This is a genomic window from Streptococcus infantis (assembly GCF_047464155.1).
Classification (GTDB): Bacteria; Bacillota; Bacilli; order Lactobacillales; family Streptococcaceae; genus Streptococcus; species Streptococcus infantis_U.
On sequence record NZ_JASHCL010000001.1, the window covers coordinates 397001 to 419443 of the forward strand.

The following is a 22443-nucleotide window of genomic DNA, read 5'->3' on the forward strand; positions in this document are numbered from 1 at the left end:
TAAGATTGATAAATATACAAAAATCAAAAAATTAAAGCCTGTTAAATACAGACTTTAACTATAGAAAAATAGTAGACTATGCTAAAAAGCCATCCAATTTAGATGGCTTTTTATAGAACTATTCACTTAATTCTTTGTTTTTTTTTTACTTTTTTTGAAAAGTGAAATACCGAAGATTCCAGCTATAATAGCAAGAAGATTCATAGTTAATGACGAATCAGAAGTACCTGTATTTGGTAACTGAGCTTTTTCATGAGCTACTTTTTGCTCAGAAGATTGAACTTTATCTTGTTGAATAGGTTTCGGTGTTTCTTCTGATTTGCTTCCTGGATCTGGAGTTGGTTTCGGATCTGGAGTTGGCTCTGGATCTGGAGTTGGCTCTGGATCTGGAGTTGGCTCTGGATCTGGGGTTGGTTTCGGATCTGGAGTTGGCTCTGGATCTGGAGTTGGTTTCGGATCTGGAGTTGGCTCTGGATCTGGAGTTGGTTTCGGATCTGGAGTTGGCTCTGGATCTGGAGTTGGCTCTGGATCTGGAGTTGGCTCTGGATCTGGAGTTGGTTTCGGATCTGGAGTTGGCTCTGGATCTGGAGTTGGTTTCGGATCTGGAGTTGGTTTCGGATCTGGAGTTGGTTTCGGATCTGGAGTTGGTTTCGGATCTGGAGTTGGCTCTGGATCTGGAGTTGGCTCTGGATCTGGAGTTGGCTCTGGATCTGGGGTTGGTTTCGGATCTGGAGTTGGCTCTGGATCTGGGGTTGGTTTCGGATCTGGAGTTGGTTCTGGATCTGGAGTTGGCTCTGGATCTGGAATTGGTTCTGGATCTGGAGTTGGCTCTGGATCTGGGGTTGGTTTCGGATCTGGAGTTGGCTCTGGATCTGGAGTCGGCTCTGGATCTGGAGTTGGTTTCGGATCTGGAGTTGGCTCTGGATCTGGAGTTGGCTCTGGATCTGGGGTTGGTTTCGGATCTGGAGTCGGCTCTGAATCTGGTTCTTTCTCATACTCATAGATAACATGAGTTGTTCCTTCTTTTAGCTCACCTGTTTCTGGTGCAGATGTTGAAGAAACACCAACTAGATTGTATTTTTTACCATCTACAGTGATAGAAGACGGACGCTCATCTGCGTTTTCAGCAGCATTGTAGGTCACAAGATTTCCATCAGATCCATAAATAGAAGTTAATGGTGTGTCTTTATATGTTTCCTTGATAGATTGATTTGTTCCTTTGATCACATAATCCACCACTACATCTCCATAGTGAAGCGTAGAAACATCCTGGTCAGCCATATCTTCAAATTCTGAAGCATAGTATTTAACAGCAGGATTGTATTTCAAAGTAAAAGTTTTAACATAATTAAAGAAGGTCTCAGGATTAATATTAACATCATGAGGAATAGTTTTCCAGTCACCGTTATTTGGTGTGATATGAGTAGTTGGGTTTGAAACTGACCTAACTAGATGGTCATTCTGAACATAAGTATCATCTACTAAGCTTGGATTAGCTAGGGCGCCATAAGTCATTTTCCCATTGCTATCTGGATAATATGGTTGAATTCGATGATATTCTTCTAGACTTTGGCAACCTTCTTCAAATGAACCAATCCCACCTTCTTGAGAACATTTCCAAGCAAATCTCGCGTCGATTGGTAAGTACTTGATCTTCTTGGCTTCCTCCAAGGGTACGGTTACAGATACTCGAAGAGCAGTTGATCTCAATGTTTTTGAACTGACAGCATATAAATTAACAGTTCCATCACCGAAATCATAATCTTGCATATCTACAATAGATGGTTTCTTACCCGCTGCTAGTTCCTCAGCAGTTGGAACAATCGCATCCCAATCAGAATACGCATCATATTCATCATACTTAAGCTCTTTCATTGGAACATTGACATCTACAGGATTTTCATTAGCATCACGTGTTCCAATCAAAGTGAAATCAGCCTTTGCACCTGCAATTTTAGGAATACGAACACGAATGTCACGGACTGTTTGGCCACGATCACTTGAGTGCATTCCTTTGAAGGATACAGTGTAATTGTAGACTACACTTTTACCATCTTCACTAAAATGTGCTGGAAGTCCTTCAACATTGACGTAACCACCTTCATCAATGATATTGCTACCATCTGGTTCCCAACTAGCGCCTGGGACAGAGCCTGTTGAAGTCCCAGAAGGAGAAGTTGAATCTTCTTTCCCGCCAGTTGTAGCTTCGCTATTAGTTGAGATTTCTTCAGTTTTTGGTGAGGAAGCATTGGCACCCTCTTCGTCTGATTTTAGTGAGGTGTCACTAGTAGGGTCTGGTGCAACCATAGTTTTTGGTGAGGAAGCATTGGCACCCTCTTCGTCTGATTTTAGTGAGGTGTCACTAGTAGGGTCTGGTGCAACCATATTGTCTACTGAAGAAGTGTTCTCAGCATCAGTTGAATTAGTAATACCTGGTGTCACTGAAACATTTGCTGGTTCGCTATTAGTTTCATCAGCTTGAACCACTGACTGTGATACCAGATTTAGAACAAAAACAGACATTGTGATAATGCCAAATTTAGTGAGTTTTTTCATACACTTTTTCTCCTTATATGAAAGGGATCATGCATTAACAAAATCCGATAGATTGATAATTTTATCACATACATTATACTATGTAAGCGCTTAGTTTACAAGCAATTACCTAATTAAGACTCCTTCATTCGGTTTTTTCTCTTAATTTCTCAACGAAGAGATAGGCCGCAGGACAGGTTAAAGTGTTTTTGATAGTCAGATTATTGATTTGATAAATCTTTTTTCGGTCGGTATGTGGAAATTCTCTACAAGCCTTAGGACGAACATCATATATAGAACATAGATTATCGCCACCTAGAAATGGACAAGGCATAGATTTAAAGACCTTATCACCGTCTTCATCCACTTGGAGAAATTCGTCTTCGAAGGCTGGTAATTTCATTTTAAAGTACTTGGCAATGCGAGTGATATCTGCTTCCTTAAAGTCAGGTCCAAGGCTCTTGCAACAGTTAGCACAGGCTGTACAATCAATTTCCTCAAAAACCTCTTGGTGAATCTCAAGTGCAATCTTATCCAAATTTTTAGGAGCTTTCTTCTTTAGGTTTCCTAGAAATTTTCTGTGTTCCTTTTGTTTTTGTAGCGCTAATTGATGATAGTATTCAATATCGATTTCTTTTGGCATTAATTCTTTTACATCCTTTTCTGAAACTAGTATACCATAACTGAAAACAAATAAAAACTACTGCCAAAAAGGCAATAGTTTTAATAGGTTAGTTAACCTCGACTACTTCTACAGTATCCTTGCCAAGTAAAATTAGATGTTTCTCAATTCTATCTATCTGATAAGAACGAGATAGAGCCTCAGCATATAATTCTAATTGACAACGATAACGATCAATCAGTTGACTAGCGTAATCGTATCGGTCTGTCTTATAGTCAAATAGAACAATCTTATCATCGTAGAGGAGATAACCATCTAAAATACCACGGACAACAAAGTCTTCCTGACTCTTAGCATCTCTTTTTAACATAGAGAAGGGTTGTTCTCGGTATAGTTTATCTTGATTAGCAATAATCTCTTGACCAAGAATTGTATCAAAGAAGGATAGGATTTTTTCTAGATTGACTTTCTCCTTAACGGTAGGACTTGCTTGCACTTGATCTAAGGCTTCTGATAGAGTTTTCAAAGTAGGCTTCTTATTGAGGTTAATTCGTTGCATGAGTTCGTGGGTTGCACTACCAATCTCAGCCCCTGTAACTTTTTCAGTTTTTGAAAAATCTGGAAGCTCAAACTGAACAGTCGTCTCTTTTGGTTTACTTTGACCAGCTACTACAACTCCTTCCATATCCATGACCGGTTCATAGAACTTTTTAATCTGACTCGGTGTCTGAACACTTGGAAGATTGATTGCTGCACGGTGGATCTCGTTATACACTTCCACTTCTTTTAGCATTTCCAACGCATCTTTGATGGTTTCTGACTGACGGTTGTCTGCTTGGGATAGATCTTGAAGTTGACTTTTATGTTCCAATTTTCCGATAGCTTCTTCTGTTAGTTGTTCTTCACCCTTGAAACGAACACTAAAGTGTAAGTCCTCTTTAGAAAAAGCTTGATAGATGGCCCAAATCCAGTCTTGGAAATTTTGAGCATCTAACCTGGTTTGACGAGTTAGGAGACCTTGCCCATTTGTCGGGTATTCTTTAGACTCTAACTTTTCTCTTGATCCCTTTCCGACTAGATAGAGTTTTTTCTCAGCACGAGTCATGGCTACATAAAGTAAACGCATCAACTCAGAATAGCTTGCTAATTGGAGCTCCTCCTCATTTTGACTATAAGTCAAGCTTGGGATGGATAACTTAATAGTAGATGGAAGATATTCCTCTTTTGCATTTGTAGCTACTCTAGCTACGTATTTAAGACCAAGGCCATTTTTACGACTTAGGATAACTTCAGACATGGAATCTTGCTTGTTAAATTGCTGATCAATATTGAGGATAAAGACATAAGGGAACTCAAGCCCCTTACTCTTGTGAATACTCATCAGCTCTACAGCATCCTTAGGTGGAGCTACAGCGACACTGGCAAGGTCATGCTTAGCTTCTAAGACTTGATCAATCATAGCAATGAAACGAGATAAGCCCTTAAAATTACTCTTTTCAAACTGGTCAGCTCGTAGAGCTAGTGCATAGAGATTGGCCTGTCTAGCCTGACCATTTGGCAAGGCACCAACATAATCATAGTAGAAACGTTCGCTATAAATTTTCCAAATAAGGTCATAAAGCGAATGCGTTTTTGAGAACAAACGCCAAGAATTAACAGTTTCCATGAAAAGGTTGAGTTTTTTATGGAGTTCAGATTTTATCAAATATTTTTGAGGACTAGTTTGAGCTTGAGCGTTGACTAGTTTTTCATAAAAGTTTTCTTGAATCTTATTCTCAGATTTTTGAAGTGCGAGACGAGCTAATTCATCCTCATCAAAGCTAAACATCGGAGACTTCATCAGAGCTACCAAAGCGAAGTCTTGCAAAGGATTATGGATGACACGAAGAGTATCCAACATAACCTGCACTTCTAAAGATTGCAAATAATTATTTTGAGCGTCATCCGTTTTAACTGGTATCCCATATTCTGACAAGGCAAGTAAAACTTGATCATTGCGGGTTCTGCTAGCAGTTAATAGAGCAATGTCATTGAAAGGGACACCTTTATCATGATGAAGATGCAATATCTCCTTAATGACCATTCGCATTTCACCAGTCAGTTTATTAGTTGCAAATTCCTCCTCATCATCAGAATCGCTATCATCATCCTTATCGTACAAGAGAACTTCTGCCTTGTTTTCTGGATTTGATTGAATATCAGTATTTCCAAAAACAAGTTGATGCATACCGTCATAAGATATCTCTCCTACTTCCTCGTCCATGAGGTGTTTAAAGACATCGTTCGTAGCATCAAGAACCTCTGAACTGCTCCGGAAATTTTCTTTAAGCAGAATTAACTGACCTTCTTTGTCATCTTGAGCGAAGCTGTGGAATTTTTCGTTGAAAATTTGTGGGTCGGCCTGTCTAAAACGATAAATAGACTGCTTAATATCTCCTACCATAAAACGATTATGACCGTTTGAGAGGAGTTCTAACATCCTCTCCTGGATATGGTTGGTATCTTGGTACTCATCGACCATGACTTCGTGGAAACGTTCCTGATACTCTTGACGAACCTGAGGGTAGTTTTCCAATATCTCAATGGTATAGTGACTAATATCCGCAAATTCAAAGGCATTTTCTTCGCGCTTCCGTTGTCGATAAGCATCAACAAAATCACTCATGAAAACTTGGAAAGTCTTAGCCAAGTCCCAAGACTCTTGATGATAATCTTCTTGGAATTTTAGTAACGTAATTTCGTTTTGAAGAGAGTTTAGTTTTTTAAATTTTGCTTTTCTTTCTTCATTATAGGCCTCTCTTAAAATTTTAAGGTCGGCATTACGATTACGATTGACAAGACCATTACCAATATTATTTACTATTCTATCAAGAACTTCCTGACATTGATTAAAATTCGATTCAGTCGTTAAAGCACCGATTTCATCAAGGACTTGTTGGACAGATTCTAGGTAAGCTGCTTTACCAAATTCCTTGGCATCATTATCCAAATGGTAACGGAAAAAGCTTTCTAAATCCCAAAGTCTTTCTTTTATTTCCTCTGCAAGTTTTTCTTTAGCAACCGTAAAATCAGCCTTTTCAAAACCTTTTAGGAAAGAATCCTGTAGCCAAGTCTGAGGATTGCTAGTAGATTGCAAAAAGTCATAAATCATATAGACCTGTTTACGTAGTCCACGTGCGTCTTTGCTTCTACCTGCAAAGTTTTTGACCAATCGACTAAAATTATCTTTATCCTTGCCTTGGTAGTGCTGTTCAAAAACTTGGCGAAAAACCTCATTTTTTAAGAGAAGTTGTTCACTTTCATTCTCAAGAATCCGAAAGTTTGGGGCGAGGTCAATCAGATAACCATGTTTAGCCAGGAACTTCTGAGTAAAAGAGTCCATAGTTCCGATGGCAGCGTTTGGTAAATCAGCTAATTGTCTTCCAAGATGTTTTTTTAGCTCCAAATTTTGAGTCTCTTGGATTTGTTGGCTGATTTTCTTTTCCAAGCGTTCTTTTAACTCGGTGGCTGCCTTTACCGTAAAGGTTGAAATAAAGAGTTGGCGAATTTCTACTCCACGCGCTAGTTGATCAAGAATTCGTTCAGCCATGACAAAGGTTTTTCCTGAGCCAGCTGATGCTGAAACCAGAATGTTTTTACCAGAACTGTAGATAGCTTGAATTTGCTCAGCGGTTTTCTTTGGTTTCTTGTCAGAATGAGCTTCTGCTACTTGCAACTCTTCAACCTCTTCTTGGGATAAAAATTTCATCGTTCCAACTCCTCTCTAATTTTATTAAACCAAGCTTCCTTGTCATTACTCTTAGCTACCTTATCTAACAATCTAGCCTGACCTAGATGATAATTAGCTTCAAAACCTGTAATAGACTGATATTGCTGAACATAGGGCGCAATGCTTCTACCGTTTTCTGTATATGGATTGATAGCAAATCTACCAGATAAAATCTTCTCTGCCGCTTTTTTGTAGATAAGGGCGTTGTAGTCCAGTAATAACTGGAATTCCTCATCAGACAACTGATAGGTCTTGTTTTTATTATATAGTTCACCAAGATTCTTTATCTCTTTTTCAAGAAATAGTCCTTGGTATTTCATACTCTTATTGGTTTCAGTTACTGCCTTTGAAAGAGTTTTAACAGTTTGTAATGACTGAGTTGGTTCAGCCATTTCTAAGTACATAGCTCCAAAGAAGTCTTTATTTCCTTCTTTCTTAAGAGCAGCCAAGTATGTTGGCAATTGTGAGTTTAGACCGTTAAAAAAGAGAGGAAAGTTAAATTGAGTTAGAGAAGATTTGTAGTCTACAACACCAATAGCATCTGATGTTTTCAAACGGTCAATACGATCGACCTTCCCACGAACATAAATATTACGACCATTATCTAACTGTACAAAAGCTTGTTCCTTGCCACCAAAGACAGCTTCTTCCTGAATTGTTTCAATTTCAGAATTGTGACGAAGGATGTGACCAGTTGCACGCGCAACATCCAAAAGAACTTCCTTGGTGAATTGAGCTTCTAAGCTTTCCTGATAAATAGCTTGAAACTCTCGTTCCTGACTAGTTTCAGAAATGGCTTGTTCTAAACGTCGGTCAAAGGATTCATTAGTCGGAAGTTTCATTGCTCGTTCAAAAATACGATGCAAGAAATTCCCGTGACTTCGTGCATCAGGACGGAGACGCAATTCTTCCTGCAAGCCTAAGACATAACGAAGGTAATAACTATATTCATTTCGATAAAACTCCGTTAATCCCGAAGTTGATAGATAAAAATCTTGGTTTTGAGGATACAAGGCATCCAAAGTATCTGCTGCTAAAGTCTTACTTCGTGGACTTGTAGGCAGGACTGGATTTTCTAAACCTTGGTCTTCCAACTTTCTCCCCATAACACGAGCTAAAACTTTAACAAAGGTTAAGTCTTGTTCACTTGTCTCCATCTCACCTTGCTGATGATAGGCAACAAGACTAGACAAAAGACTGTGATAAGAACCAATATCATCCTTTGATAGGTTTTTTCGATCAATTCTCTTTTCAATCTTGCTAAAACCAAAATCCTGTAATTCTTTCAGATAAACCGACTCTTTACTCTCATTTTCATTGAGTAAACTTGGCGCTGATAAGACTAATTGCTTCTTAGCAGAGTTGACCAAAGAAAGCATGGTGTAGCGATTTTTCTTGAGGTTTTCTTGACTTGCAATCAGTAATTGAGAACCTTCTTGGGTTGCTCGGTTCAGCACTTCCCTTTCTTCATCGCTCAATAAACTAGTGTTTTGAGCAATTTTAGGCAAGTGATCTTGAGTTAAGCCAAGTGCATAGATGTAATCAGCTGTCAAAGGCGCAATCAAATCATAACTTTGCACCAGAACAGTATCTACCGTTGCTGGGATCGTACGATAATTTGATAAGGACATTCCTGAATGAAGAAGAGCCAAGAAATCATCCAAAGTGACCTGAGAACTTTCAAATACAGTTGCAAATTGCTCCATGACATGACAAAAAGCCTTCCAGACCTCCTCTTGTCTTTCTTGTTCCGCCACTTCCATTGTTGCAGAGAAGATTTGCAGTTGCTTAGTCACAAAGGAATCCTTCAAAAAGTTCTTCCATTTTGCAAGAATATTTTCAGACTTTTGTTTACGACTGGATAATAGAGTTTCTAGTGGGCTTACAATGCGAACACGAAGCTCATTTAATTTGACCAAATCAAATTTTTCACGATGATTTTTTGTAAACTCTTGTTTAAAACTAGAGAGACCATCAATGCCTAGATAACGAAGATATTGCTCAAAACTATCGATTTCCTCTTGACTAAGGTCGGTATATAAGCCGGTTCGTAAGAGATTAATCAAATCTTCCTGACGGAAATAGTAACGTTTGAGACGTCCGATGGATTCTACGAATTGAGACAAAGGATGATGAGCCATAGACTCACTCTTACCCAAATAGAAGGGAATCTGATATTGATTAAAAATTGTCTGCAAGGACAGTTTATAGGACTCTACATCTCCTAGTAGAATACGAAAATTCTTATAACTCAGTTCTGGTTCTTGGTGCAATTTCTGGCGAATGCTGCGAGCAACTAGCTCCAGCTCTTCTTTTTGTGTCAGACAAGACCAGATTTGCAAGTCTTCTCTATCCTTAGCATCCACTTCCAAACTGATTTCAGAATAATCATAAGCACTTTCCAGTAATTTTGAAGCCTTGGCAAAAGCATCAACATTTTTATGTTCTTGACATGCGTCTTCTGCCTTGGTCTGATATTTAAAAGCTAACTGACGTAAAAACTCAACACTGGCTTGATAGAGGTTGCCTTCAATAAAAGGACTTGTATAAGCTTTTTTAGTCGCATAAACACCAATAACAATCTCAACACCCTTACGATAAAGTAGATCCACTAGGTGTTCCTCTTCCGCAGAAAAACGAGTAAAACCATCAATGACTAAGGCAATCTGACTAAAATCACTGCTTACTTTATTTTCTTCGATAGCATTGATCAGATAGGTTAATGGACTCCCTTGCGAAACTTGACCTTGATTGAGATAAGCTGCTACCTTTTCAAAAATCAAGAGTAAATCAAAACGTTTATCAGCGTCAGATAGACTTTCTAAATCCAAAAAGCTCATCTTCGCAGTTGTCATTTCATGATAAATCTCAATCAGTTGTTCGATGAATTGCGGATCTTGCTTAATAGCCCCGTAAACACGCAAATCCTTAGCGTCTATCTCAGACAAACATTTATAGAAAGCCATACCCAGACCAATATCATCGAGATTTGACTTCGCGGGTATATCGTTTAAAACCAAATAACGAGCCATTTGAGCAAAGCGCGTGACTGTGATCGCAAAAGAAGCCTGCTGACTCAAGCACTCCAGCACGGCGCGTTCCTTTTCAAAAGAAAGAGAGTTAGGGGCAATATAAAAGACACGTTTACCTTGGTCAACTAGTCCTTGAGCCTCCTTGGTTAGGATTTCTGTCAAAGAAGTCCGAGTATCGGTATAAAGTAGTTTCATCTCTGCCTCATTTGCTTTTTTTCATTACCTTTTATTATATCATTTTTTAAGTCAAAACAGATTGATATAAAGCCCTAATTTTAACCTGTCCCATATCAAAAAAGTCGGAATAAACTCCGACTTTTTATTATTTACCTACCAGAAAACAAGAGTACCCATAATTCCCAAAATGCAGTAATGTTGATCATAATGTGAAGTAAAATAGGATAATAGAGAGAATGAGTTTTTCGGTAGAGGAATGCAGAAATTGCTCCACCACTTGCATAGGTGAAAAAGGCGAGTGGTGTTAAACCTGAACTGACATGCACATAGCCAAAGACACAGGCTGATAGTAAAACATCTCCATACCAAGGTGAATCTTTCAAAAATGTATTCATCAGAACTCCTCGATATACCAATTCTTCTGTAATTGGTCCTAGCAGACAAACAATAAGTAAAAGATATAGTAGCTCTTGTCGCCCTGTCATCTCAGTCAATTCATTTAAAGCGATTTGATTGGACGTTGCTGGGGTTAAAAAGGAAAACACAATATCTGAAAGATAACTGACTCCATAAGCAAGAAGCAAATAAACTAGATATCTCCATTTCAACTTAAACTCAAGAATTCTTCTACCTTCGAATACTAGTAAATAAATCATAGCTAGAAAAGTAACGCTAAACTCTAAAAAAGAAAGAATTTGAAAAAATTCTCTACTAGCAGGCACAAGTCTACCTGCAAAATGATTAAAAATCCACCAAAACCATGTCTTTCTATAAATGATTACCAACAAGGCTAGTAAAATCTGTACTGTTCTTCTTTTCATGATAAGACCTCTGCTTTTTTATACTTTACTCTATAATATTAAATGCTCGCAAATTTAGTATATCATATTTTTGTTATCTATCTAGTAAAATCCTAAAAAGAAATAGCATTTCTCCTTACTTTAGCCTTATTTGTCTAAAATATGCTATAATATAGGCAAAACACGTAAAAAGGTAAATACTATGATTAAATTACTTGCCCTAGATATGGATGGTACTCTTCTCAACGAAGCCAAGGAAATTCCTCAGGCTCATATTGATGCTATTCATAAAGCTATCGAAAAAGGTGTCAAACTGGTTCTATGTACTGGACGTCCTCTCTTTGGAGTTCTTCCCTACTACAAGAAACTCGGTCTTGATTTGCAGAATGAATACATCATTGTCAATAATGGTTGTTCTACCCACCAAACTAGCGACTGGAGCCTTGTTGACTGGAGGGAACTTAAAAAATCAGACATTGAATACCTCAATGACCTTGCTGAAAAGAGTGATGTTCAGTTGACTCTCTTTGATGAGGAACACTACTTCGTTCTCGGAGGCAAACCAAATCCTATCGTTCAATATGATGCCACACTTGTCTTTGCTGACCTAACTGAAATCTCACTAGAGGAAGCTACTAGTGGTAAATATCGTATGTTCCAAGGCATGTTCTTAGGTACAAAAGAACAAACAGATGATTTTGAACAACGATTTGCTGAAGAACTTTGTCAGAGATTTAGCGGTGTTCGATCTCAACCAGTTATCTATGAAGCAATGCCACTCGGTACAACTAAAGCTTCTGCCCTTTCTCGTTTGGCTGAGATTTTAGATATCCAACCTTCTGAAATCATGGCAATGGGTGATGCCAATAACGATATTGAGATGTTAGAGTTTGCTGGTCTTGGGATTGCCATGGGAAACGCTAGCGACCACGTCAAATCTCTCGCGGATGCCGTAACTGCCAGCAATGAAGAAGATGGTGTTGCACGCGCTATTGAGAAATATATTTTGTAAACAAATAAAAGCAACCAGCAGAACATTCTGCTAGTTGCTTTTTATTTTTAGAATAAAGCTGTCAAAGCTGTGATAATCCCAAAAACGATACCTGGTGCATTGGCTGCTGCCAAAGGAATATCACGTTCTTTTTTAAAGAGTCCGTAGTAAACCCAAAGACTGCAGTTAATTGCAGCTACTGCTGGCTGGATAAAGTTTCCTTTTTGACCCGCAAGGTTGTTCATAATTTGTGGAATATATGAGATATACATCATAACAGACATAAAGGTTGCAATCCAACCCAATGTTTTCATTTGTTTTTCAGTCATTTTCTTCTCCTTTCAAAAACATTTTCAATTATACACTATTTTTTTAGATGGTGAAGTTTAAAAAGCTATTTGTTAAAAACTTGTAAACTATCACAATCTTGTGATAAGAGAATCAAAAAAAATACCCTCTTGCTATTTCAAGAGGATATTTTATTCGTTTAGAAACTTACTTTTTCTCAATCGGTGCTACACTAGCCAAAAGTTTTTTCAAACCGACTTCTGGGAAATTGATTTTCAATTCCTGAGTTGATCCGCTACCTGAAACTTCAAGCACAGTTCCTTCACCCCATTTTTTATGAAGAGCAATATCTCCAATAGACCAGCTAGTTTCACTAGATGACGATTTACTATTAGATGCAAATTGTCCAAATGGTAAACCACTTGATTGGATCGATGTAGGAGCAGCATTCCGCTTTCGTTCTTGAAGTGCCTGAGCCAAACTCATTCCTTGACCAAATGTAGTGTTTCCGCTTGTATAAGAAGATTTAAAGCTAGTATTTGTTGGACGAGCCAAACCTTGATAGGTCAACAAATCTGAACTAATCTCGTTGATAAAACGGGTCGGACGATTGTAACTTGTACGCCCGAAAAGCAAGCGAGAGTTGGCGTTGGTTAGATAGAGAATTTTCTCGGCGCGCGTGATTCCTACATAGGCCAAACGGCGTTCCTCTTCTAATTCATCTGGATCTTCAGAGGCACGACCTAGAGGAAAGACATTTTCTTCCATGCCAATAATAAAGACAACTGGGAACTCAAGTCCTTTGGCCGCGTGAAGAGTCATCAAGGTTACTTCAGATGTCTCCTGACTACCAGAGTCAGTATCTGCAATCAAAGCCAAATCATTCAAGAAACGACTAAGTTTATCTAGTCCTGTTTCCTCTTCTTGACTTTCAGGATTGTCATCGAAGTTTTTTGTGACAGAGAGGAACTCCTCGATATTTTCAACCCGAGCCTTACTTTCCAAGGTTGCTTGGGCATTCAGGATATCAACGTAACCTGTTCTTTCTAATACTGCTTCTACCAACTCAGTGATTGAAAGTCGATCAAGTTGTTCCCTCAAATCGAGGATCATATTTGCAAAATCCCAAATATACTGAGCCGCTTTACCTTTGATACCTGATAACATGATATTTGCTGAAGCATCTAGCATGGACATTTCTTGCAAATTAGCAAAATCACGAATCTTCTCAACAGTACCTGGGCCAATTCCACGCTTGGGTTCATTGATAATACGCTCAAAACTGATATTATCACTTAGGTTGGCAATAAGATTGAGGTAAGCAATAATATCACGAATTTCCTTACGGCTGTAGAATTTTGTTCCACCAACCATTGTATACGGAATATTTGACTTAAGCAAAGCTTCTTCAATGGTACGTGACTGGGCATTGGTACGGTAAAGCACCGCAAAGTCTTTATGTAGGAAGTTTTGAGTGCGACCAAGTTCATCGATGGTTTTGGCTACAAAGACAGCCTCATCCTGTTCATCATTAGCACGATAGTAAATAATCTGTTCCCCATCAGCATTTTGCGTCCAGAGATTTTTTGGACGTCGATTTTTATTATTTTTAATGACATCGTTAGCTGCTTGGAGGATGGTTTTGGTAGAACGGTAATTCTCCTCTAACAAAACGACCTTTGCATCTGGATAATCTTTTTCAAAATCAAGGATATTCTGCATATCAGCGCCACGCCAACCGTAAATAGACTGGTCTGCATCCCCAACTACACAGATATTTTTGAAGCGAGAAGCCAACAGTTTGACCAGTTGATACTGGGCATGGTTGGTATCTTGGTACTCATCAACATGGATGTACTGGAACTTTTGCTGGTAGTATGTCAAGACATCTGGATTCTGATCAAAAAGTCGCAGCGTCAACATGATCAAATCATCAAAGTCTACAGATTCAGATTGACGAAGTTCCTTTTGGTATGCAGTATAACATTTAGCCACAATATCAGTATACAAATCTCCAGCTTGAGCAGCATAAGCCACATCATCAATCAGGTCATTCTTAGCATTAGAAATAGTTCCTAAAATAGAGCGTTCATTCCATTTTTTAGGATCTAAGTTTAATTGTTTTAAAATGCGCTTCATCAGGGTTCGTTGCTCACCTGAATCGATAATTGTAAAATTACGATTATATCCAATATGATCTGCATCACGACGTAAGATACGAACACACATAGAGTGAAAGGTCGCAATCAAACAATCTTGAGTAGCTGGATTGAGCCCATAGGCACGCTCCTTCATCTCGCGTGCTGCTTTATTCGTAAAGGTAATAGCTAAAATATTCCATGGATTAACCATTTTTTCATCAATTAAGTAGGCGATACGGTGGGTCAAAACTCGTGTCTTACCGGAACCAGCCCCCGCCATGATCAGCAGTGGACCTTCTGTTGTTTGGACCGCTTCAGCCTGTTTGTCATTCATACCGTTTAATAAAGGGTTCATTTTCTCTTCCTATTCTTCAAATCAATGTTTCTATTATATCAAAAAAGACAAAAAATAACTTTAACTGAGACAAGCTTCTATTTCCAATAAAAAAGAACACTTGCTAGTGTTCTTTAGATTTTAATTATGAATTGTTTCTAGGAGAGTTAGAAGGGCTTGTGCTGAGCGACGTCCAGCTTCTACGATAAATTCATCAAATGAAATAGAAGCTTCGTGATTCGCATTATCACTCATGGCACGGACAACTAAGAAAGGTAGATTCAGCGCGTGAGCTGCTTGAGCGATAGCCGCTCCTTCCATCTCAACCGCAAGCACCTGAGGAAAATGTTCTTTTATAGCTTTAATCTTATCTTCACCCGCAATAAAACTATCACCGGTCGCAATCAAACCTATATGCCATTTTTGGTTAAGTTTAGATAAACTCTCTTGAATCATACTGACAAACTTCTTGTCAGATTCGAAATAGAGTGGTTGTTGGGCCATTTGACCGTATTCATACCCAAAAGCAGTCACATCAACATCATGATAAGCTAGCTTATCAGCAATCACTACATCACCGACTTCGATCCCTTCTGCTAAAGCTCCAGCTGAACCAGTGTTGATGACAGCATCTACTTTAAAGTGGTCGGCTAGGATTGCTACACTCATTGCAGACATAACTTTACCAATTCCACTCTCGACCAAGACAAGCTCGACTGAACCAATTTTTCCTGTATGATACTTATTTCCTAATACCGCCTCTTCTTGAGCATTTTCTAAATGTTGAATTAGATAAACTAGCTCTTCTGGCATAGCTGCTATAATTCCTATTTTCATGACATTCCCCTTAAATAAATCTCATTGCTAAAACTAGCAAAATCAAGAGAAGAATAACAGAAAATAGAATCTTATTCAATTTAGAGTTAAAGACATTTCTCTTGGTATTTTCGATTCGACGACTCTTATGGATTTGAGGTTCAACCTCAATCGTTAAAGTATCCTGACTAAATCCATGGTCACTTGAACGTGAATATCCATCATATTGAGATGAAGTTGACAATATCTTCGTTTCTTGATCATCTACTAAAGCAGGACCAGAGATATCTTCACCTCGATTCGCACGCTCAATGATTTCGTCTGTTAATAAAGGTTTTCCCATGGGTTCCTCCTCTATTTTTCTTGTAATTCCCAATACTGGATAGCCATGATAGTCTTGGCATCACAGATATCACCAGACTGGATGAGTTGTTTAGCCTGTTCAAGACTAACTTCAAGTAGTTCTATTGTTTCATCTTCATCCTGTGGACGAGGATTATTAACCTTTGTCAAATCACTTGCCAAATAAAGTTTTAAGCGCTCGTTACAAAATCCAATCGCAGAGTAAAAATCATAAAGAAGGCTTAATGTTCCGGTATAGGCTGCCTCTTCTTCTAATTCACGAAGAGCTGCTGCTTCTGGATCTGCATTTTCGCCAACTTCTAATTTTCCAGCAGGAATTTCGTAAGAAACTTTTTCAATCGCCTTGCGATATTGCTTCACTAAGACAATCTTGTTTTCTTGAGTAACTGCAAGAACACATACTGCACCGTTATGAAAAATCAAATCGCGTTGAGCCGTCCCTTTCCCTGAAGGAAGTTCAACCTGGTCTTGAACTAATTGGAAAATAGGACCTTTATAGATTTCTTTTCGACTAATCGTCTTCTCTTCAAATTCCATGGTTAGCTCCTATTTGTTTTTAGGATGGTGAGGGAGACGAGTTGCGTATTCGTCCTTATTAACTTGACGACCTCGTCCGATGGCAATAGCATCAGCAGGCACATCTTTAGTAATTGTTGAACCCGCACCAACAAGAGAGTTATCCCCTAGTTCTACTGGAGCGATAATCGTTGAATTTGATCCGACAAAGACATTGTTACCGATGACAGTTTTAAACTTGTGTTGACCATCGTAATTCACAGTGATTGTTCCAGCACCAAAATTAACATCACTTCCAACATCACAGTTTCCAATGTATGTTAAATGGCCTGCTTTAGTATTTTCGCCAATAGAAGAACCTTTCACCTCAACATAGTTTCCGATATGAACATCCTTAGCTAGGCTAGACCCTGGACGAATATGAGCGAAAGGTCCGACTGTAACTCCATCAGCAACTGTGCTTTCCTCAATCATAGAGTTGGTAATTACTGCACCTGATCCAATAGTACTATCAACAATATATGTTCCATTTGTCAAAACAGTCTCTGAACCAATCTTACTAGAACCTTTTAGGGTTACATTAGCTTCAATTTGTACATCTGGAGCAATTTCAACATCCACATCAATATAAGTTGCTTCTGGATTTACAAAACTTACTCCATTGACCATATGAGCTTGGTTAATACGGCGACGCATAACAGCTTCTGCTGTAGCGAGTGCCACACGGTCATTAACTCCGAGACTTTCATCAAAGTCTTTCAGAGTATAAGCTCCAACTTTTTCTCCAGCTTCACGGAATATTCCAATCACATCCGTGATATAGTATTCACCTTGAGCGTTGTTGGTATTAATATTCTTAAGTGCTTCAAAGAGACGAGCGTTATCAAAAACATAGGTTCCTGTATTAATTTCTTTGATTTGTTTTTCAAAATCAGTCGCATCTTTTTGTTCAACAATTCTTAGCACTTCAGCATTATCATTACGAACAATACGTCCATAACCAAATGGGTCGTCAGCTTCTGCAGTTAAGATTGTTGCTACATTCTTGTGGTTTACATGGAAATCAATCAAGTTCTTTAGACTTTCACCCGTGATTAATGGTGTATCACCTGCAATAACCAATGTTTGTCCAGAAAGGCCTTCAAGAATTGGTTCGGCCATCATAACTGCATGACCAGTTCCTAATTGCTCAGACTGTCTGACAAAATCAGTTTGACCAGCTAAAACTTGCTCCACAAGTTCTGCCTTATGTCCAACAACCGTTACTGTTTTTTCAGGAGTGATGGCCCCTACACTACGAAAAACATGCTCCAGCATAGAAATTCCCGCAACCTTGTGCATGACTTTTGGTAGATCTGATTTCATACGAGTACCTTTACCCGCTGCTAAAATAACTGCATAATTTGCCATATTTTTCTCTTTTCTATAGAAATTCTTTATTATTATACCATAATTTAGTCTGCGATACACAAATTTGATGAACTCAACATGACGTTAATGACTATCACTACTTAATTTTGAGTAAATTTTTTGATTTTTTTCACAAATTACGATAAACTATAGAAGTATGAGAAAAAAAATTCGTCCAGCTTTTATAGTTATTATATTTGCTGCTTTTATAGGATTCTTGATTCTCAATCGTCCACGATTCGAAGAACATCCTGTAAAAACTAAACAAAATCCAGTTCAAATAGAAACACAAGCTCTACATAACTTGGATAAGCCTATCATCGATATCTCTGGTTGGCAGAGACCATCGGAAATCAATTACGATATTTTATCTCAAAATATCTCCGGTGTCATTGTTCGAGTCCACGGAGGAAATCAGATCACCACTGAGAACGATGCATCTTATACAAACGGTATTGATAAAGCTTATAAAAGTCATATCGCTGAGTTTCAAAAGAGAAATGTTCCAGTTGCTGTATATGCCTATGTATCTGGTAAAAGTGTAGAGGATATGGAAAAAGTGGCCGAATCATTTTATAATTCAGCTTCGCCATACAATCCAAGTTACTATTGGTTAGATGTTGAAGAAAAAACAATGTCAGATATGAACCAAGGAGTAGAGGCATTTCGTGCTAAGTTAGAATCACTTGGAGCTAAGAATATTGGTATCTACATCGGTGTTTATTTCATGGAAGAACATAGCATCAGTACAGATAAGTTTTCTGCTATTTGGATTCCATCCTACGGACTTGACTCAGGCTACTTTGAAAGTTCACCAAATACAGACCTTGACTTTGATCTCCATCAATACACCTCAAAGGGTAAACTGGTTGGATTTGAACATCATCTTGACTTAAATCTTATTTCTTTATCAAAAGATAAGGAAGAAACGTTTAGAAAACTATTCTTAAAACCTTAATTTCATTCAGCAAGCAGATATTCCTTCTGCTTGCTTTTTTATTTCTCTTACTTTGTGATATAATACAAGAAGAGAATTTTAGAGAATAAATATGGAGAGAGTTTATGTTATCTTGGATTTCAAAAATCATTAAAGGAATTGTTATTGCCCTAGGATTTATATTACCTGGTATATCTGGTGGTGTTCTGGCAGCTATTTTAGGGATTTATGAAAGAATGATTCGATTTCTTGCCCATCCATTTAAAAACCTTAAAGAAGATATCCTTTATTTCTTACCTGTTGCTATTGGAATGTTACTAGGTATTGGGCTATTTTCTTATCCAATTGAGTACCTCCTTGAGCATTATCAGGTTTATGTTTTATGGAGTTTTGCGGGTGCTATTATTGGTACAGTCCCAAGTCTTGTAAAGGAAGCTACTCAAGATTCTGAAAGAGACAAAGTCGATCTGATTTGGTTTTGGGTTACCTTTATCGTTTCTGGAATTGGTCTTTACGCTTTAAACTTTGTTGTTGGTTCACTCAGCGCAAGTTTCACAAGTTTTATCCTAGCTGGTGCTCTGCTCGCTCTAGGTATCTTGGTTCCTGGATTAAGCCCCTCAAATCTTCTCTTGATTTTAGGTCTTTATACCCCAATGTTAACTGGATTTAAAACTTTTGATTTATTTGGTACCTTCCTTCCAATAGGAATTGGGGCTGCTGCCACTCTTATTATTTTTTCAAAATTGATGGATTATGCTCTTCGTGTCTACCACTCTCGTGTCTATCACTTTATCATTGGGATCGTCCTTTCAAGTACTCTCCTGATTTTGATTCCAAACGCTGGTAATGCTGAGAGCATCAGCTATAGTGGCTTATCTCTTGTTTCCTATGTCATCATCGCCTTCTTCTTCGCCCTTGGCATTTGGTTAGGGATCTGGATGAGTCAATTGGAGGATAAGTACAAATAATGGCAAAAAAAACTAAAGTAAAGAAGACCTTAGTCGAGCAAATATTAGCTAAGGCAGGTGTTGAACACCAAGGGATTCAAATCAATGCTTTAGAGGGAGGGCTTCCTTCTGAGTATGAGAGAAATCACATTTTTAAAACACTAGCTCTTTTAGGGGACAAGACTGGTCCAGTTATTGGGATTATTCCTATTACTGAACATCTTTCTGAAAAGAAATTAGCAAAGATTTCTGGTAACAAAAAAGTGAGTATGATTCCGCAAAAGGATTTAGAAAAAACAACTGGATATATTCATGGCGCAAATAACCCTGTCGGTATCCGTCAAAAACACAACTACCCTATTTACATTGATAAAAGTGCTTTTGAATTGGTAAAAATGATTGTTTCTGCTGGAGAAGTCGGACACAGCATCATCATTTCTCCACAAGATTTAGCAAACTTTGTTAAAGCGAACTTTGTAGATATTTTGGAGGAAAACAAGTCATGAAACTTTACTTTGTTCGTCACGGTCGAACAGTCTGGAATCTAGAAGGTCGCTTTCAAGGTGCAGGCGGAGATTCTCCACTTCTTCCTGAGTCTATTGATACCTTAAAAGAACTCGGTCAATATCTTAAAGACATTTCATTCGACAAGATTTATTCGAGTGATTTACCAAGGGCTGTAAAATCAGCTGAAATTATCCAAAGCCAACTGACAAACCCATGTTCCTTGGAAAGTGTTCCTGAACTCAGAGAATGGCACCTTGGTAAACTTGAAGGTTTAAAAATTGCGACTTTAAATGCTATCTACCCTCAGCAAATTCAAGCCTTTAAAACAAACTTAGCTAAGTTTGATACAAGTATGTTTGAAGCTGAATCACTCTACACTACAACTCAGCGCACCATCCAATTTATCAAGTCCTTAAAAAACTCTAAGGCAGAACAACTCTTACTGGTTGGACACGGAGCAAATCTTACTGCAAGTCTTCGTACTCTTTTAGGCTACAATGAAGCTCTTCTCCGCAAAGATGGCGGTTTGGTTAATGCTAGTCTGACAATTATAGAAACTGAAGACTTTAAAAACTTCACTCTAAAAACATGGAACGATACTTCTTATCAAAGAAAATGATAGAACTTGATGGATAGCATCAAGTTCTTTTTAGTTTTTATAGAATATCCGTGAATTTCTTGACTATTTATGATAAAATGGGAGTATCGTGAAAAATTGATTTATTATTTCAAAATTTAATTAAAAATTAGGAGGAACCCATGTCAACAGAACATATGGAAGAATTGAATGATCAGCAGATCGTTCGCCGTGAAAAAATGGCAGCGCTCCGTGAACAAGGAATTGATCCTTTCGGCAAACGTTTTGAGCGTACCGCTAACTCTCAAGAACTAAAAGATAAATTTGCTGACCTTGATAAAGAACAACTACATGAATTAAACGAAACTGCTACTATTGCTGGACGTTTAGTGACTAAACGAGGTAAAGGTAAAGTTGGCTTTGCTCACCTTCAAGATCGCGAAGGACAAATCCAAATCTACGTTCGTAAAGATGCTGTCGGTGAAGAAAACTACGAAATCTTTAAGAAAGCTGACCTTGGTGACTTCCTAGGTGTTGAGGGTGAAGTGATGCGTACGGATATGGGAGAACTCTCTATCAAGGCTACTCACATCACACACTTGTCTAAAGCCCTTCGTCCATTGCCTGAGAAATTCCACGGACTTTCAGACGTTGAAACAATCTACCGTAAACGTTACCTCGATTTGATTTCTAACCGTGAAAGCTTTGACCGCTTTGTCACACGTTCAAAAATCATTTCTGAAATCCGTCGCTACCTCGATGCTCAAGGTTTCCTTGAAGTAGAAACACCAGTGCTTCACAATGAAGCTGGTGGTGCTGCTGCTCGCCCATTCATCACACACCACAATGCACAAAACATCGACATGGTACTTCGTATCGCGACTGAACTTCACTTGAAACGCCTTATCGTTGGTGGTATGGAACGCGTCTATGAAATTGGTCGTATCTTCCGTAACGAAGGAATGGACGCTACACACAATCCTGAGTTTACTTCTATCGAGGTTTACCAAGCTTATGCAGACTTCCACGATATCATGGACTTGACTGAAGGTATTATCCAACACGTAGCTAAAGCTGTTAAAGGTGACGGTCCAGTTATCTATCAAGGAACTGAAATCAAGATCAATGAACCATTTAAACGTGTACACATGGTTGATGCAATCAAGGAAATTACTGGTGTTGATTTCTGGAAAGATATGACTTTCGAAGAAGCTAAAGCTATCGCAGCTGAGAAGAAAGTTCCAGTTGAAAAACACTACACAGAAGTTGGTCACATCATCAATGCCTTCTTTGAAGAATTTGTTGAAGAAACATTGATTCAACCAACATTTGTATACGGTCACCCAGTAGCTGTATCACCACTTGCTAAGAAAAATCCTGAAGATGAGCGCTTTACAGATCGTTTCGAGCTCTTCATCATGACTAAAGAATACGGAAATGCCTTTACTGAGTTGAATGATCCAATCGATCAACTTAGCCGTTTCGAAGCTCAAGCCAAAGCCAAAGAACTTGGTGATGATGAAGCAACAGGCATTGACTACGATTACATCGAAGCCCTTGAATATGGTATGCCACCAACAGGTGGTTTGGGAATCGGTATCGACCGTCTCTGCATGCTCCTCACAGATACTACTACTATCCGTGACGTACTTCTTTTCCCAACAATGAAATAAAAAACAAA

At 38.4% G+C, this 22443-nt stretch carries 17 protein-coding genes; 6 read left to right on the top strand and 11 right to left on the bottom strand.

Features of this window, described 5'->3' with window-relative positions; all coding sequences use genetic code 11:
• Positions 1-126: 126 nt before the first annotated feature.
• The 5 genes from QM810_RS01925 to QM810_RS01945 form a co-directional block, all read right to left on the bottom strand.
• Complete coding sequence (locus QM810_RS01925; RefSeq protein WP_414253665.1) at positions 127-2556, bottom strand: LPXTG cell wall anchor domain-containing protein; 2430 nt, start codon at positions 2554-2556, stop codon at positions 127-129.
• 124 nt (positions 2557-2680) lie between these two features.
• Entirely contained in the window at positions 2681-3178 is a 498-nt protein-coding gene (locus QM810_RS01930; protein ID WP_414253666.1) for a YkgJ family cysteine cluster protein, read from the bottom strand.
• Between the two features lie 88 nt (positions 3179-3266).
• Positions 3267-6905 carry a helicase-exonuclease AddAB subunit AddA gene (gene addA, locus QM810_RS01935; RefSeq protein WP_414253667.1) on the bottom strand — a complete coding sequence of 1213 codons (3639 nt, stop codon included), beginning with the start codon at positions 6903-6905 and terminating at the stop codon, positions 3267-3269.
• Positions 6902-10153 carry an ATP-dependent nuclease subunit B gene (gene rexB / locus QM810_RS01940; protein WP_414253668.1) on the bottom strand — a complete coding sequence of 1084 codons (3252 nt, stop codon included), beginning with the start codon at positions 10151-10153 and terminating at the stop codon, positions 6902-6904. Before rexB ends, addA begins: the two co-directional genes overlap by 4 nt.
• Positions 10154-10284: 131 nt before the next feature.
• Positions 10285-10956 (bottom strand): lysostaphin resistance A-like protein, encoded by a 672-nt coding sequence (locus QM810_RS01945; protein WP_414253669.1) that lies wholly within the window; start codon positions 10954-10956, stop codon positions 10285-10287.
• Between the two features lie 181 nt (positions 10957-11137).
• On the opposite strand from QM810_RS01945, the gene QM810_RS01950 reads away from it, so the two are divergent.
• The gene (locus QM810_RS01950; RefSeq protein WP_414253670.1) at positions 11138-11947 is read left to right on the top strand and encodes a Cof-type HAD-IIB family hydrolase; all 810 of its coding nucleotides are present in this window, start codon (positions 11138-11140) and stop codon (positions 11945-11947) included.
• Positions 11948-11994: 47 nt separating this feature from the next.
• Here the strand turns inward: QM810_RS01950 and QM810_RS01955 are convergent, their stop codons facing one another.
• The 6 genes from QM810_RS01955 to glmU form a co-directional block, all read right to left on the bottom strand.
• Positions 11995-12255 (bottom strand): SemiSWEET family transporter, encoded by a 261-nt coding sequence (locus tag QM810_RS01955; protein WP_006150712.1) that lies wholly within the window; start codon positions 12253-12255, stop codon positions 11995-11997.
• A 166-nt stretch (positions 12256-12421) separates the two neighbouring features.
• Positions 12422-14710: a DNA helicase PcrA gene (pcrA, locus tag QM810_RS01960; protein WP_414253671.1), complete on the bottom strand. Its 2289-nt coding sequence runs from the start codon at positions 14708-14710 to the stop codon at positions 12422-12424.
• A gap of 120 nt (positions 14711-14830) precedes the next feature.
• On the bottom strand, positions 14831-15526 hold the full coding sequence (locus tag QM810_RS01965; RefSeq protein ID WP_414253672.1) for a 5'-methylthioadenosine/adenosylhomocysteine nucleosidase: 696 nt from the start codon (positions 15524-15526) through the stop codon (positions 14831-14833).
• Between the two features lie 10 nt (positions 15527-15536).
• Entirely contained in the window at positions 15537-15848 is a 312-nt protein-coding gene (macP, locus tag QM810_RS01970) for a cell wall synthase accessory phosphoprotein MacP (RefSeq protein WP_414253673.1), read from the bottom strand.
• A gap of 11 nt (positions 15849-15859) precedes the next feature.
• Positions 15860-16405, bottom strand: coding sequence for an NUDIX hydrolase (locus QM810_RS01975; protein WP_414253674.1), 546 nt, complete (start codon positions 16403-16405; stop codon positions 15860-15862).
• Positions 16406-16414: 9 nt separating this feature from the next.
• Positions 16415-17794, bottom strand: coding sequence for a bifunctional UDP-N-acetylglucosamine diphosphorylase/glucosamine-1-phosphate N-acetyltransferase GlmU (glmU, locus tag QM810_RS01980; RefSeq protein WP_414253675.1), 1380 nt, complete (start codon positions 17792-17794; stop codon positions 16415-16417).
• A 157-nt stretch (positions 17795-17951) separates the two neighbouring features.
• Between glmU and QM810_RS01985 the strand changes: the two genes are divergently transcribed.
• The 5 genes from QM810_RS01985 (at position 17952) to lysS (ending at position 22435) form a co-directional block, all read left to right on the top strand.
• Complete coding sequence (locus QM810_RS01985; RefSeq protein ID WP_414253676.1) at positions 17952-18752, top strand: GH25 family lysozyme; 801 nt, start codon at positions 17952-17954, stop codon at positions 18750-18752.
• Positions 18753-18856: 104 nt separating this feature from the next.
• The gene (locus QM810_RS01990; protein WP_414253677.1) at positions 18857-19699 is read left to right on the top strand and encodes a DUF368 domain-containing protein; all 843 of its coding nucleotides are present in this window, start codon (positions 18857-18859) and stop codon (positions 19697-19699) included.
• Positions 19699-20184 carry an aminoacyl-tRNA deacylase gene (locus QM810_RS01995; protein ID WP_414253678.1) on the top strand — a complete coding sequence of 162 codons (486 nt, stop codon included), beginning with the start codon at positions 19699-19701 and terminating at the stop codon, positions 20182-20184. Before QM810_RS01990 ends, QM810_RS01995 begins: the two co-directional genes overlap by 1 nt.
• On the top strand, positions 20181-20804 hold the full coding sequence (locus QM810_RS02000) for a histidine phosphatase family protein (protein WP_414253679.1): 624 nt from the start codon (positions 20181-20183) through the stop codon (positions 20802-20804). Before QM810_RS01995 ends, QM810_RS02000 begins: the two co-directional genes overlap by 4 nt.
• Positions 20805-20944: 140 nt before the next feature.
• Positions 20945-22435 carry a lysine--tRNA ligase gene (lysS, locus tag QM810_RS02005; protein ID WP_235083285.1) on the top strand — a complete coding sequence of 497 codons (1491 nt, stop codon included), beginning with the start codon at positions 20945-20947 and terminating at the stop codon, positions 22433-22435.
• Positions 22436-22443 lie beyond the last annotated feature (8 nt).

What these genes read in the sequence shown, in the direction of transcription:
- QM810_RS01925 (WP_414253665.1), bottom strand. Translation starts at nt 2,556, where the DNA reads ATGAAAAAACTCACTAAATTTGGCATTATCACAATGTCTGTTTTTGTT.
- QM810_RS01930 (WP_414253666.1), bottom strand. Translation starts at nt 3,178, where the DNA reads ATGCCAAAAGAAATCGATATTGAATACTATCATCAATTAGCGCTACAA.
- addA (WP_414253667.1), bottom strand. Translation starts at nt 6,905, where the DNA reads ATGAAATTTTTATCCCAAGAAGAGGTTGAAGAGTTGCAAGTAGCAGAA.
- rexB (WP_414253668.1), bottom strand. Translation starts at nt 10,153, where the DNA reads ATGAAACTACTTTATACCGATACTCGGACTTCTTTGACAGAAATCCTA.
- QM810_RS01945 (WP_414253669.1), bottom strand. Translation starts at nt 10,956, where the DNA reads ATGAAAAGAAGAACAGTACAGATTTTACTAGCCTTGTTGGTAATCATT.
- QM810_RS01950 (WP_414253670.1), top strand. Translation starts at nt 11,138, where the DNA reads ATGATTAAATTACTTGCCCTAGATATGGATGGTACTCTTCTCAACGAA.
- QM810_RS01955 (WP_006150712.1), bottom strand. Translation starts at nt 12,255, where the DNA reads ATGACTGAAAAACAAATGAAAACATTGGGTTGGATTGCAACCTTTATG.
- pcrA (WP_414253671.1), bottom strand. Translation starts at nt 14,710, where the DNA reads ATGAACCCTTTATTAAACGGTATGAATGACAAACAGGCTGAAGCGGTC.
- QM810_RS01965 (WP_414253672.1), bottom strand. Translation starts at nt 15,526, where the DNA reads ATGAAAATAGGAATTATAGCAGCTATGCCAGAAGAGCTAGTTTATCTA.
- macP (WP_414253673.1), bottom strand. Translation starts at nt 15,848, where the DNA reads ATGGGAAAACCTTTATTAACAGACGAAATCATTGAGCGTGCGAATCGA.
- QM810_RS01975 (WP_414253674.1), bottom strand. Translation starts at nt 16,405, where the DNA reads ATGGAATTTGAAGAGAAGACGATTAGTCGAAAAGAAATCTATAAAGGT.
- glmU (WP_414253675.1), bottom strand. Translation starts at nt 17,794, where the DNA reads ATGGCAAATTATGCAGTTATTTTAGCAGCGGGTAAAGGTACTCGTATG.
- QM810_RS01985 (WP_414253676.1), top strand. Translation starts at nt 17,952, where the DNA reads ATGAGAAAAAAAATTCGTCCAGCTTTTATAGTTATTATATTTGCTGCT.
- QM810_RS01990 (WP_414253677.1), top strand. Translation starts at nt 18,857, where the DNA reads ATGTTATCTTGGATTTCAAAAATCATTAAAGGAATTGTTATTGCCCTA.
- QM810_RS01995 (WP_414253678.1), top strand. Translation starts at nt 19,699, where the DNA reads ATGGCAAAAAAAACTAAAGTAAAGAAGACCTTAGTCGAGCAAATATTA.
- QM810_RS02000 (WP_414253679.1), top strand. Translation starts at nt 20,181, where the DNA reads ATGAAACTTTACTTTGTTCGTCACGGTCGAACAGTCTGGAATCTAGAA.
- lysS (WP_235083285.1), top strand. Translation starts at nt 20,945, where the DNA reads ATGTCAACAGAACATATGGAAGAATTGAATGATCAGCAGATCGTTCGC.